General features: G+C 49.3%; 14 protein-coding genes and 6 pseudogenes. 5 read left to right on the top strand and 15 right to left on the bottom strand.

Annotation, left to right across the window (positions count from 1 at the left end; all coding sequences use genetic code 11):
- Positions 1-492: 492 nt before the first annotated feature.
- The 5 genes and pseudogenes from AC4ICF_RS05935 to AC4ICF_RS05915 all read right to left on the bottom strand — a co-directional run.
- Positions 493-845 (bottom strand): annotated as a pseudogene (locus AC4ICF_RS05935) (DUF2213 domain-containing protein); the annotation flags it as partial.
- A gap of 59 nt (positions 846-904) precedes the next feature.
- Complete coding sequence (locus AC4ICF_RS05930) at positions 905-1,225, bottom strand: hypothetical protein (RefSeq protein ID WP_316380782.1); 321 nt, start codon at positions 1,223-1,225, stop codon at positions 905-907.
- Between the two features lie 31 nt (positions 1,226-1,256).
- Positions 1,257-1,637 (bottom strand): annotated as a pseudogene (locus AC4ICF_RS05925) (phage minor head protein); the annotation flags it as partial.
- Positions 1,638-1,655: 18 nt separating this feature from the next.
- Positions 1,656-2,513 (bottom strand): annotated as a pseudogene (locus AC4ICF_RS05920) (phage terminase large subunit family protein); the annotation flags it as partial.
- A gap of 34 nt (positions 2,514-2,547) precedes the next feature.
- A pseudogene (locus tag AC4ICF_RS05915) lies at positions 2,548-3,072 on the bottom strand (terminase small subunit).
- Between the two features lie 26 nt (positions 3,073-3,098).
- On the opposite strand from AC4ICF_RS05915, the gene AC4ICF_RS05910 reads away from it, so the two are divergent.
- Positions 3,099-3,302: a YodC family protein gene (locus tag AC4ICF_RS05910; RefSeq protein WP_316380783.1), complete on the top strand. Its 204-nt coding sequence runs from the start codon at positions 3,099-3,101 to the stop codon at positions 3,300-3,302.
- Positions 3,303-3,346: 44 nt separating this feature from the next.
- Positions 3,347-3,586: a DUF6953 family protein gene (locus AC4ICF_RS05905; RefSeq protein ID WP_491466195.1), complete on the top strand. Its 240-nt coding sequence runs from the start codon at positions 3,347-3,349 to the stop codon at positions 3,584-3,586.
- 12 nt (positions 3,587-3,598) lie between these two features.
- Here the strand turns inward: AC4ICF_RS05905 and AC4ICF_RS05900 are convergent, their stop codons facing one another.
- Positions 3,599-3,802, bottom strand: a complete 204-nt coding sequence (locus tag AC4ICF_RS05900) for a hypothetical protein (protein ID WP_316380784.1) — start codon at positions 3,800-3,802, stop codon at positions 3,599-3,601.
- Between the two features lie 77 nt (positions 3,803-3,879).
- On the opposite strand from AC4ICF_RS05900, the gene AC4ICF_RS05895 reads away from it, so the two are divergent.
- Entirely contained in the window at positions 3,880-4,110 is a 231-nt protein-coding gene (locus AC4ICF_RS05895) for a hypothetical protein (protein ID WP_316380785.1), read from the top strand.
- Between the two features lie 74 nt (positions 4,111-4,184).
- Here AC4ICF_RS05895 and AC4ICF_RS05890 read toward each other — a convergent pair whose 3' ends face one another.
- The 3 genes and pseudogenes from AC4ICF_RS05890 to AC4ICF_RS05880 form a co-directional block, all read right to left on the bottom strand.
- Positions 4,185-4,688 carry a hypothetical protein gene (locus AC4ICF_RS05890; RefSeq protein ID WP_316380787.1) on the bottom strand — a complete coding sequence of 168 codons (504 nt, stop codon included), beginning with the start codon at positions 4,686-4,688 and terminating at the stop codon, positions 4,185-4,187.
- Between the two features lie 25 nt (positions 4,689-4,713).
- Positions 4,714-5,055, bottom strand: coding sequence for a lysozyme family protein (locus AC4ICF_RS05885; RefSeq protein ID WP_407065516.1), 342 nt, complete (start codon positions 5,053-5,055; stop codon positions 4,714-4,716).
- Positions 5,033-5,125: pseudogene (locus AC4ICF_RS05880) on the bottom strand (lysis protein); the annotation flags it as partial. The pseudogene AC4ICF_RS05880 and the gene AC4ICF_RS05885, both read right to left, overlap by 23 nt.
- Here AC4ICF_RS05880 and AC4ICF_RS05875 point away from each other — a divergent pair.
- Positions 5,124-5,479, top strand: a pseudogene (locus AC4ICF_RS05875) (tyrosine-type recombinase/integrase); the annotation flags it as partial. The pseudogenes AC4ICF_RS05880 and AC4ICF_RS05875 sit on opposite strands and share 2 nt — an antisense overlap.
- Before the next feature lie 181 nt (positions 5,480-5,660).
- On the opposite strand, the gene xisR reads toward AC4ICF_RS05875, so the two are convergent.
- Positions 5,661-5,909: an excisionase family protein gene (gene xisR, locus AC4ICF_RS05870; protein WP_491466194.1), complete on the bottom strand. Its 249-nt coding sequence runs from the start codon at positions 5,907-5,909 to the stop codon at positions 5,661-5,663.
- A gap of 50 nt (positions 5,910-5,959) precedes the next feature.
- Here xisR and AC4ICF_RS05865 point away from each other — a divergent pair, with 50 nt between their 5' ends.
- Complete coding sequence (locus AC4ICF_RS05865; protein ID WP_491466213.1) at positions 5,960-6,136, top strand: helix-turn-helix transcriptional regulator; 177 nt, start codon at positions 5,960-5,962, stop codon at positions 6,134-6,136.
- A gap of 369 nt (positions 6,137-6,505) precedes the next feature.
- Here the strand turns inward: AC4ICF_RS05865 and AC4ICF_RS05860 are convergent, their stop codons facing one another.
- From AC4ICF_RS05860 to AC4ICF_RS05840, 5 genes are all read right to left on the bottom strand, one after another.
- Positions 6,506-7,633, bottom strand: a complete 1,128-nt coding sequence (locus tag AC4ICF_RS05860; protein ID WP_491466193.1) for a tail fiber domain-containing protein — start codon at positions 7,631-7,633, stop codon at positions 6,506-6,508.
- A gap of 56 nt (positions 7,634-7,689) precedes the next feature.
- Complete coding sequence (cor, locus tag AC4ICF_RS05855; protein WP_491466212.1) at positions 7,690-7,917, bottom strand: phage exclusion lipoprotein Cor; 228 nt, start codon at positions 7,915-7,917, stop codon at positions 7,690-7,692.
- A 116-nt stretch (positions 7,918-8,033) separates the two neighbouring features.
- The gene (locus tag AC4ICF_RS05850; RefSeq protein ID WP_491466192.1) at positions 8,034-8,711 is read right to left on the bottom strand and encodes a hypothetical protein; all 678 of its coding nucleotides are present in this window, start codon (positions 8,709-8,711) and stop codon (positions 8,034-8,036) included.
- Positions 8,711-9,013, bottom strand: coding sequence for a hypothetical protein (locus AC4ICF_RS05845; protein ID WP_491466191.1), 303 nt, complete (start codon positions 9,011-9,013; stop codon positions 8,711-8,713). The genes AC4ICF_RS05850 and AC4ICF_RS05845 overlap by 1 nt, the downstream gene beginning before the upstream one ends.
- Positions 9,013-12,198: a TipJ family phage tail tip protein gene (locus tag AC4ICF_RS05840; protein WP_491466190.1), complete on the bottom strand. Its 3,186-nt coding sequence runs from the start codon at positions 12,196-12,198 to the stop codon at positions 9,013-9,015. Before AC4ICF_RS05840 ends, AC4ICF_RS05845 begins: the two co-directional genes overlap by 1 nt.
- Positions 12,199-12,200 lie beyond the last annotated feature (2 nt).

The raw sequence follows: 12,200 nt of genomic DNA, 5'->3' as shown, positions 1-12,200 counted from the left end.
CATTCATAAAAGATATATGTTTTGATTTATTGTTTGTCATTTCATGTAGGCTGGATGGTCTTTAGAGGAGGGGGTCAGATTCAAGTTCTGATGCTTCTGGCCAGAACTGATGTATTGCTTTCTGTAGCGCCAGCGCTTTGTAAGCAATTTTTCTGCTGTACAAGCCAGTCTTCATGTTGCTCAGCGGTCATGTCAGGGTTAAATAAATACGGCAGCTGTTTACTATTGTGCATTGCAGATCTCCAACTATAACAAAACCCTGCTATTACTAGCAGGGTTTCGATTATTAAGCAGTAGGTCTAAGTGGCCACTTTTAGCAGACTACAACACCTTTTGCGCAACGCGCTGATATTTTTTATTATCTACAAATCAAGTAAATGGAGTATTGGTATAAGTAACGGATTACATGTAGTTATGTCGCCGGAGCAAATGGCTGCCGTGTTGTCTGATAAAACAGTAACTGAAGCAGAGACGGTGCAGAATCGGCTATTGGGTGGACTCGGTGTAGCAATGAGTATCGTACATGTCGCCCGTCACCCTCCCGTCTTTGTGGCTGACGTCTGCAGTCACGCCCCGACGTGGTACTCGTTTACCGCCTGGACATCACGCGCCGAAACATGCTTGCCATCCACCTTTGGGTGGCCTAGGGGCATCGGGTTACGCTCGAGCGTGTTGTAGGCTTTTTCGATTTCAGCTGCCGGGTATAATTTCCGGTTCATCAAGATATCATCTACGACAGGCGTGATTCCGCGAACCACGATATGTGGCTTGCCGTTGACGCTTTCGGTGGTGATGTTTGAAGCGGAGTTGACGACGGTCAGCACGTTAACGCGGTTGCGTTTCATGCTGGGTCCTCATTGGTGGATTTCAGGAAATAAAAAACCCGCCGGAGCGGGTCAGGTCGTTAACTGTAGATCCATGTATTATTCGTGTATGGCTTAATGAAGCGAGCAATGAATTCATCTTTCGGCATCTTGATGAATTCATCGATATCCCATACCAATTTCACACGTGATGGAACTTTGTAGGTGCCAGACATTATCACTTCATATGTCACAGGGGTAGTTTCACCAAGCACCTGATTAAGGAAGCTAAGATAATCTTGAATTTCTTTATCTTCACCTTCCACCAAATACGCCTGCTCGATGTGCACTGGCGTGCCGCTTGGTCTTTGAAAAATGGTATATCCAATACCTACGGGGTAATGTAAAAAGTTTAGACTCATAGTATCTCTCCTCGAAAATATTAAAATACTATTAATCTGATGTTTTCCAAGCTATTCTTTCCTTTGCCAGCTTTTCTGCCACTCCTTCATTGAAGATGCTGCCGTCGTCGTTGAGCAGCACCGGAATCTAACTTTAGTAACAGTTGTACCAGTTACCTTTCTCAGCGTAGAAGTCACGCACCTCTTCGGTGGTATAGATCTTGCCTTGACGGCTGGCGTGCCAACTGCGCGTTGTTGGCTTGAGCGCTGACAGCCACAGCAGGCCGGTATTCAGCCCCAGCCTGTCGGCAGCCCAGTCCGTTTCGTTCCATTGCGCCTGCCGCAGCGCTCCAACCCGCTCAGTCTGAGCGATGGTCTTCGACATCGACACATCGAGGCGCTTGCTGATGACACTGGCCGTTTCCCTCGCGTTCTACATGTACTGAGCTTAGGCGGTGCGCCGGTGAGAAAACAGGGATACGCGATGCGATTCGTTATGCTTAAACGGCCACAGCCATCCATCAGGAAGACCATGGTCAATCGGTATAGCGTGGGTGTTTTCAGGATAATGTGCAGCGTATGGCTGGCTATTGTCGATAATCACCGGCAGATTCAGGTGATGCCATTTCTCACCACTCCCGCCCCGCAGAAGATAGCCGCTCAGGTCGTGGTAATGGATCCGCTGCATAATGACAATCATCGGCGTCGTCTCGATCGCCAGTCGTGATTTGATTGTCTCGTTGAAACGGTTGTTGACGCGGTCTCGGACGTTCTCAGAGTAAGCGTCATCCGGCTTAACCGGGTCATCGATAATCAGCATACCCTTCCAGCCCGGTTCCATGTGACCCGCGCGGGACCCGGTAACCTGTCCGGCAGCTGACGACGCATAAACGCCGCCACCGTGCTCAGTCCACCACATAGCCTTGCTGTCTCCATCATCACGCAGCGCCATCGGCCACATTGACTGATAAGCCTGCGACTTAATCATTCCGAGTGCGGTGGAGAAGTTCAGCAGCGCAAGGTTATGCGAGTACCACAGGTGCATTAAGCGGGCTCGGCAGTTAAGCGCAAGCCCCATCTTGTCGATGGTTGCCAGTTCCGTTTTCGTGTAGCCAGGCGGAACGTTGATAATCTGGCGCTAAATCTCACCATCAATGACGCGAACCAGTGTTTACTGAATAACCTTGTGGTGCGGCGCGACAATCATCATGCCGCCGGTGCGCTGCTTGAAGAAGTAACGAGCGTAGTAAAGCCCGTCCTCTTCACATTCAATCATTCGGGCGTAACCCTTTTGCTCAGCAGTCGTCATCCTCCAACATCTCCCGCCGGGAAGTCTTGTATTCTTATCTGGTCAGCATCGCCATTTCGATAGGTTAGCCGTTCTTGCCTGTATGTTCATGAGTGGCCTGCTCTTTGAAAGCCATCACATCTATGCGCTTCCCGAGCAGCTCGAGATTTTTGACTTTATCCGGCCACTTAATTTTCTTAAGCAGCCCAACCATCTCACGCTCCTCCCCACGGCTTTCAAACATCTCAGCCACATCGCAGCCGCTAAGATATCTCCGCCAGAATGAAGGCCAATCGCTTACTGGCTTCAGACTCATATCGTCTTTGAGGATGTCGAGCACATCCATATGCTCTATCTCAACGAGACGATTCAGGACGTATGTCGCATTTATGCCAACCAGATCATTGCGCTGCGCTTTGAGTTCGGCAATTCTGGGCTGAACGTCAGATTTTGACAGCTTTTCGGAGGCTGTGCAGTTAGCTGTCTTTGCGCTGTATCCCGCCCGAATAGCCGTTTAAGTGGCGTTTAAATCGATGAGGTACTCACGACAGAACATTTCTTGTTTGTCGTTGAGTGCTATGGGAAATCTCATTTCATGGAGTTTTTATGAGCAGCAAAGCTAAATATGCCGCTGGAGATATAGTTACTCTTAAATCCGGTGGTCCTGATATGACTATCAAAGATGTTATTTTGCCATCTCAATATGGAGAGAAATTACTTTCTTACGGATGCCAATGGTTCGCAGGGAAGAAACTTGATAGCGGCGTTTTTCCTGAAGTTTCGTTAATGGTCCCATCCCCAAAGCCGTAAACCCAAACACACCAAGGCTATCTGTCTCGGACGTGTCATCTTGGATGATGTTTAACCTTCAGTCATCCAAGTGTCTTTACCAACAAGATGTTGTCGACTATCTCGTTAAACATAACAACGAGCAGCATATCAAGGAAAATGCTGACGGTAACCAGGCGCTATCAACCAAAGTGATTAATAAGTTTCGAGTTGATAGCGGGAAAAATGTCGTTTGGGTTAAACCTGAAAAATACTGGCGTTACCGCGTCCCTGAGGATGAAGAAGGCCGAGAGGCCCGCGGTTAATACACAGGGCGTTCATTCGCCCTTTTCTTCAACGCTCCCTACCAGCGGCGTGAATTGCACGCGCTTCACATTGGCCGGAGCGAAATATATCCACTCCCCTGTCTCGGTCGCCAGCGGCACAAAGCAGTTAACCAGCTCAGGCTGACGTCGCGACATCTTGCCCGTGAAGGTTTCGCCTGTCCGGGAGGTTAGCGTGATTTGGTAAATGTCCAGCATTTATTCTTCCAGGCATAACGATGGCTCGCGAATCATGAGCAGGCGGTTTATATTCATGCTTTCCCCTGGAGATGAACATGAAAACACTTTTCCCCTTAACTTTTGCGGTCATGCTTGTTGGCTGCTCTACTTCCCAAGAAATCAAACGCTCTGATGGCTCAAGCGAGTACGACATCCAATGTGGCGCCTCGACCGGTTGGGATGTTTGCTATGCAAAAGCAAATGAAGTTTGCCCTAACGGATATCAAGATCTGTCAAAAGATGGCGGGTTTAATCGCAAGGATTTGCGCATCCTCTGCAAGAAGTGAGCAGAATTGCCATTATGATGGGTCTGTTCATGGTGATGGCAATAAAAAACCGCCCGTAGGCGGCATGAACAATCTCAAGTGTTATACAAATCAATGCATATTTTTTTTAACGCTTCCTTAGTCATCTGCCTGCTCATATATGCATTATGGGAGTTAACTCCAAATGTTGCCCATTTAAGGTTATATCTTTCATGAAACTCTTTTTCCAACACTGGGTTTTGTGACAAATGAACCTGAAGAACTTTCCAGCACTTAATACATTCATATTGAAGAAAAGCAATTCTCTCTACGTGCTTCGCATCACCAGGATTACGCCAATCTATTAAATCTGGCAAAGAAGACAAGCCGGAAGCGTAATTTACCAGAGAAGCAATCCACTCAGCCTTCGCAACACTTATGTGTTGATCCTTCCATGAACTCAACCCTTTTCTTGCAACTAATACTGCCCATAATGTTGCCATAGCTGCCACCAAGCCAATTACTGCAGAAACTCCATATATCCATACAGCATATCGCGCCCATCTTGCAGAATACTGTGCTACATAGAGAGACTGAACTGCTAACTCGTGTTCTGACATATGCCCTCCGAATAAAGATGGCATTTTACCTCATACACTGTGTAGTTATGTACTCCTGCAGATAGACAACCTGTTTCGTCACTGTGAAGATTCCACTCTCTGAGGATGAAATAATCCCGAGCAGAGGAGTCAGTAAGTCTGGGGCCGGTAGCATCGTCAGGCCGCCGATACTGGTCGCTTCGCCGCGGCGAATGTCAGCGCCGATGTGGTCATCGCAAACAGCCCATACACCGACCACATCCTGATAGGCATAATAACGCCGACCTTCCAGCCGATCCGCATTGCCCAGCATTATTTCAGCAACAGTGATTGCTCCAGATCCGCCGTCAATGGCACCCACCAACTTAAACCTCAACGTTGGGTTCATCTCGGCTCCTGCTGCGGCGGTTGTCTTCACGGATTTTGAAATAGAGATTCGTCAGTACGGCAATGATGATATTCGTTCACACGAAGCCATCAACGCGCCCCGACAAAACCGTCACTCCGGCTGTCCGTAAAATGCGAGTGGATGACAATGCCGCCTGGCGTACAGGACTGGAAAAAGCAGGTATCGAGAACTTCCGTTTTCATGACCTCCGCCATACCAGGGCGAGCTGGTAAATTCAGTCCGGCATACCGCTGTCCGTTCTGCAAGAAATGGCGGCTAGGAGTCGTTCGAAATGATCCGTCGTTATGCTCACCTAGCCCCGAACCATTTAAACGAACATGCACGAAAGATAGATGCCATTTTTGGAAACCATAACACAAATACGACACAAGGAGAAAATCAGGCTGGTTTGAAAGTGGCGTAAACGCCTGTTTTTAAATGGCACCCCTGTAGGATTGAAACAAAAAATACAACAAAATGATTTTAAATACAAAAATGAGTTAAATGAATGATACATACCCCCAATAATACCCCCAAATGAAAACGAGCAAAGCTATACCGGAAACATTCGCACGTTCAGTAGAGTGTATCCTATCCAACCAACGTCATTTGCGCTGACGTGGAACGGCAGCTTTTTGTCTCTCAACCCAGGCATCTACTGCAAATCGGTTATACATTATCGGACTGTTATCCTTAGGCTGACAATCGCCTGAATAGTGTCGATACTCCCTTCCCTCCATCCATGATTTTTCCCGCGCAGATCTGATTGCGTTCTTTGTGAGGCCTGTGATCGCCATCAGTAAAGACTCAGTAACCCATTTATTTGGCTCTATTCGAACTGTTTGATATTCCATATCCTACACACAATTTTTAACAAGGAGGATGACAGTTGAACATATATTTGATGGACCTGAAAGAGGTTTGCCGCACTGTTGGGTTCAAAAAAACGACTGTTTACAAGTGGATGAACGCGGGTGAGTTCCCAAACTCTATCAAGATAGGTAGTTCCGTAAGGTGGGTATCAACAGAAGTGGAAGCATGGATCACTGAAAAAGTTCAAGCATCCAGGGAGAATAAGTAGCGGTAAAGTTAATTTTTAACTTCGCACATTTTCAACAAGTCCACGACTAAAGGAAATATATGCATGATGCCAAAATCTCGTACTAACCTTTCTGAAGATTCATTCATTGACCTCAAATACATAACTAACGATTCGGGGTTCACCGCAAAATACTTTTACTCAATAATAAAGCGGGGAGAATTCCCTGCTCCGATAAAGCTTGGAAGAAGTTCGAGATGGTTACTTAGGGAATATTCTGAATGGAAAGTTAGACACATTCAGAAAAGAGACACTTAAAGTCAACTGAAGTAAAATACATTTCGGTAGCTTGGCATGAACACTAGGCAACCAGCCGCCGCCCGTTCTTGCATACGATGGGTGGCGGTTTTCTCAGCTTCCAGACTGCAACGCTTCGACCTGTTTCTTTAAATCTTTAATTTGGTCCATTAAAGCCAGAATCGCTTCATGATGAAGGGCTGCAGCCACACCGTAGGTATCAGGGCTTAACACCTTCTCCACGACGGTACCATCTTCCAGAGTACGGTCACCACCTTCGAAAACGAATTCAGGAAAGACTTCCTGCACCTCCTGAGCGATAAACCCAATACCAGGAGCTATGTCATCGAGACGCTTCCATGTGACTCCGCGTAGCTTAACCATTTTCCCCAACGGGTCCTGAATTCTCTCGATATCATATTTAAGGCGTCCGTCTGAGTTTGGCACCCATGCCCCAGGAGCGGTTGCCGAACCATTACCATCAAAGTTGAAGGCCGCTGCAACCCCTACCGCCCCGGATGCTGTGAAAGTAGCAACGCTTAATTCAGCGTATGAACTTGAATTACCCCAAACATATCTCGCCTGTAAACTCGCAGCTGCACGCTCCTGGTTTGCAATCCGGAAAGATGACCGCATTGAGCCGCCAAGCACTAATGTGCCAGTAGACGGAGAACCTGCCTGGTTTATGAAAGATGCGGTGTTACCCGTGATGTTAAGGGAGGATGTAAGCGTGCCACCGGTTTTACCATCTATGGTTGTCAGACGAGAATCATCACCTGCGGCCACCGTTCCCGCCGCTGTGCCGACGTTCCTGGTGGCGCTGTTTCCTAAGCTGGATAGTTTATCAGACAGATATTTCCATGACGGGCCGGTAAAGGTAGTGCCGTCTGGCAGCTTCACTGTGATGTTTCCGGCAGCGCTGTAAACCTGCTGCCAGTTCTGTTTGTCGTAGTTAAGACCGCGAAGCGCTTCAGCACTTTGTGCAACCAGCGCGGCCGTAACCATATTGAGCGCCACGCGGGGGACGGCTGACCAAGCCGCACCGGATTGCGTTGGCCCGGTGAAGTTGCTGACCAGCGTCAGTTGGGTATTGCTCTCGACTGATTTCACCGGCAGCGTGTACGACACACCGCCCACAGTCGAAACAATGAAATCACCCGCGGACAGCTCTGCTGTGAATGAAGTTCCGGTACCGCCGACAACGGCGGACCCGTTCGTCAAAGTGATGGTTCCTGCCGACATAAAAGACTCCTGAATTCAGATAATAAAAAACCCGCCGAAGCGGGTTCTTGTTTTGTTCATTTTGAACATGACGACCAGGTGAAGTTATTTTTGCTCACCCATCGCCAGTTGAAGGGGTAGCCTGCTCTATATTGTGTCTGACTGGCTACTTTACGCACACCGTAAATCTGTACCGACTGAACCTGTCCACCAATAAGCACTTCTGCCTCGCATAATGGTTTCTGTTTTTGCAGAGTCGAACCAGAGCAAGCAGAAAGAAACAGGCAAAAGGCCATCACTAACATTATTTTAGTCATTTCAAACCTTGGTTAATTTTTATTAAATAAAAACTAACTCAACGGTATTAAAATATAAAATAGTTATAACAGATCAATATTGTGAATTTGATCGCTTAAAACGATCAATCATAGGCGGCGGTGTTGATAGCCGTCAGAGCTATTCCAGTCGTTGTTCCCCCCGCAGCAGAACCGGTAGCCGTTGACGATGGCGCGGCATTAATCCTGGTTGATGAACCATTAAACCGACATCCTGAGTAAGCTGTGATATTCACAATCGTGGGTGGCTGAGTGTTATTGTTCTGGATGATTTGGGAGCCAAGGATAGCGGGCACCACCGCATAACTCCCAGGTAAAGTGACGTCAATATTAATTCCACCTGTCGTAGCTCCCGGCGTCCCAACAGTCACAAGGTCACTCAATATCCGGCTCTCGTTTGTCAGAACCAACTTCCCGGCAGCATCCCAGATAGCAAATCCCCATTTTGGCAATGTCTGCGGGTAGATAGCAAAGATGTAGGCCGTTAATGTATGTGCCTGTCCATAAGGATTGCTCGATCCAACAAGAATATTTCCTCCTGATCTGGCCGCAGTGACCATTGTAGGCTGAGCTGTATCACTTGTTTTGCAAAAAACCATTGCTGGATAAGACACGTCCAGAGCTACTGCTGCAGATGCACCGTGATATGCCCCGCTTGCTACTGAGTTAACTACTACCTTTCTGTATAGACAGAATGGTGTGGACTGTGGGGTAATAAAAGGATTTCCGCTTTCCAGAGCAATCAACGCGCCATAATCTGCCATTATGCTTTCTCCACAAAAACTACGAGCTCACATTCAGAGGCTGGATAGTTTCCAATCCCTACGCTGCTTGCCGCGGAAAGAGTTATCGTATTTCCGCTGGCGACAATACGTCGTCCCACAGAGACCGCCCCCTTATCCAGAGAAACGACAAACCCGACCTTCATTCCGTCCGGAATGGTAAATGACCAGCTTCCGGAGTTTTGCCCCTCAGAAAGCGGGATGCGGCCTACCACTGAAACTGGCTTAATACCGTAATTGTTCGGGTTGCCATTGGCATCCCACGTCTGAATGCCCCACGTCATCAAAATACCCCCGTAATTTTACCAATCTGTACGCGGAGAACGCCGTTCGCGTCCCTGATGCTGTCCGTTACATTCGTAGTCTTTCTTGCGCCCTCCCCGTCGCTGCCGTAGTTTTCCCAGGTACCTCCTTTATCCAGTTTCCACCCGGACTGCCCGTCGACATAATTGTTGGACTGGATAAAGTTACCGATTTTGGCGTTGGTGATCGTACCATCCTGAATAAACCCTGAGCTGATGAAGACCTGGCCATTAACCACCGCGAACGGCGAATACTGGGTATCACCACTGCCACTCATCAGTACGAACTGGTTAGCGTTGAAACCTACTCGGGTAACAATCGGCTGCCCTGCCTGCGCCAGAACGGCAATCGACATCCCGGCGTTATACATGATGCCGTTTATCCTCACGCCTGTTTTAAGGGTGTAGATTGCCGAAGCACCTGAGGCATCGACCACTGCGGTAAGCTTGTCCTCCAGTGCAGCCGTGACGTCATTGATCTGGGCCTGCACCTGCGTCGACATTTCGGCCATTGCCTTATCTACCTCAGCAATGGTCGTTTTAACAACAAGGATATCGGCACGCACTTCACCGTATTGTGCCCACTGGTGCTCAACTGTTCCGTGGTTCGCCAGGGCGTTCTGTAGAATTCCCTCAATGTTGGTATCGATGTCACCGGTGAGGCGTTCCCCGTCGGCAGAGGTTAGGAAATCGTCTGCGATATCGCCCAGATAATCATCGGCGTTATCATTAGACATCCCCCTTACCCAGTCGGTATACCCGGATTCGTTACCTGTTCTGTCGACCAGCTGCGCCCGGTACCAGAATTCTTGCCCAGCCTTAAGCCCGAGTTGGGTATATTCAGCGGAAGGATAAGGCACGTCTGACAGCAAGAGTGGATTTGAAAAGTCACTGTTGGCTGTGTACTGAATTTCCGTTTTTAGCGTATCACCGGTGTTTGCCGGGAAGCCCCAGTTAAGACGAATGCCCCAGTTAATGCCCGTGGCCGTGAATCCTACTGGCTTAGGCGGATTACCTACTTTGCCGGTCAGCGTCTTCTCTTCTGAATATCCCCATCCTGAGGAAATTTCTGCAGCATTGATTGCACGCACGCGCACCAGGTAGCGCCCGGCATAAATCCCCGGTACGTCAAATGACGTAGTGGAACTTCGCGGCATGTTCACCCAGTTTCCATCGTTGCGGCGCCACTGCCCCTCATAGGCGATAGCATTTTGTGCTTGGTCCCAGCTCACGCGCATAGTCTCGACGCTGATATTCTGCTGAACCACAGAAAACGAGCTGATCACGATGTTAGCTGGCGGTGACTGATTACCAGGAGGAATTACACTTATTGGCCGCTGGTCGATAATTGCGCCAGTATCGATACGGGCATATTTATCCGGATCGTGCCATGCGGCGGTGATCGAGAAGGTGCCATTATCGTTATCGCTTACGCTGACAACGCGGTACTGCTGAGCGTAAAGCTCGTCAGATTCCACAACCCAGACAGCTTCGGCCTGTGGCGCCTCACTGTATGCAGTAGTCACAGTTACTGATTCACCGTTCACCGCCTGGATAGTCCTGCTCTGTGACGCTCCTGACGGAAGATTGAGAATCAGTCGATCACCGACTGCGGCATCAGCTACGCGGTCAAGTTTGATAACGCGACCGTTAACGGCGCTGATGCGACCGCCCATAACCTTTCCGGAAAGCAACTCGTCTGCCACGGCGATGATGTAGCCCGGCTGCGGAATGTTTCCGTCCAGCCCGACATCAAACGAAACAACGCGATCCTTGTTGTTGGTGAGGATGCCCCAGCGGCCTTTTCGGTTTGCTTCAGACTGTCTGGTACAGCCGATGGCTGTCATTTCCAGCTGATTGAAGCCGTACCGCGCCACCAGCTCCTGCTCAAATACCGGCTCCATAGCGTCGGCGTAGGCGTTATCTGGATCGGACCAGGACACAAGAGCCGTGGTATAGCGCGTTTTCGTCGTGCTGCTGGCATAGGTAAAACGACCATCAATTACGTTGGAACGCGTATAACTGTAATCCACATCACGGGGCATATCAGCCAGGGCTACAATCTGATCACCACCCCAGTAGGTCATGCCTCGAAATATGGCAGCAAAGTCTCGTAGTACGGTGTAGGCATCGTTACGTTCCTGTACATAAACGTTGCAGATATAACGAGGTTCGGTACCGCTGCCGCCTTTTCCGTCCGGTACCTGCTGATCGCAATACTGAGCCACCTGATATAGCGTCCATTTATCGATGTTAGCTGCGGTGAGTCGGTTACCAAGGCCGAACCGGTCGGTTACCACCAGGTCGTAAAATATCCAGGCGGGGTTATCAGTCCAGGCCCATTTAAACGCCCCTGTCCATGTTCCGTTATAGGTTCGGGTTTCCGGGTCGTAGTTGTCAGGGACTCGGATAACTCGGCCGCGTGGCTCGCATGAGATCTGAGGGATAGAGCCGTTAAACTGGCTTGAATCAAACTCAATATACAGCAGCGCGGTGTTTGGATAGCGTAACTTTGCGTCAATCACCTCGGTGAAGCTCTGCAGCGTCATCGTGTCGCCGATCTTCGCGCTGTTGGCGTCAGCAGTAATTTTACGCAGCCGAATTGTCCAGGTACTGCCAGCCTGCGGTAAATCGATACGGTGGCTGCGCTCATAACCAGACGTCGTTTTGCCGGTCACGCTGGTATTGAGTACTGTCTGCCATGTTCCGCCGTCCGTCTGCAGGTCAATCGCGTAGTTAATCGAATAGCCGACCAAATCCCCATCGTCTTCCTGTTTAAACAGAGACGGCCATTTCAGGCGCAGGCGTACTGCCGATAGTTGGGTGTTAGTGAAAGTACGCGTCCATGCGGTAACACTGGAAACTTCGGTACCCACGCTGATTTCATTTTCGGTTCCGGGAATGCCCTGAATGTATTTTTGCGCCTGCGTTCCCGCGCGAAACTCCCACGTCACGCCGCTGAAGTTTTGGGAGCCGTCGGAGTTCTCCAGCGCCGTCCCGTCCAGGTAGATATCTTTGCCGGTTAGCTGCCCCGCAAACTCCCCTTCCCCAAGCGCAACGAGGATTTTTGCCTTCGCTACAGATTGCAGATCATCTGGCTGTTCAGTAGGAGTTCGAGAACTGGAGCTGCCGCCCTTGCGGCCCTTTAACACTTTATCTGTAGCCATAT

Source organism: Enterobacter sp. ECC_219_Taxon_10, from assembly GCF_058354905.1.
Note: the sequence above shows the minus strand (reverse complement) of the source record. Positions and strands in the feature narration are given on the sequence as shown.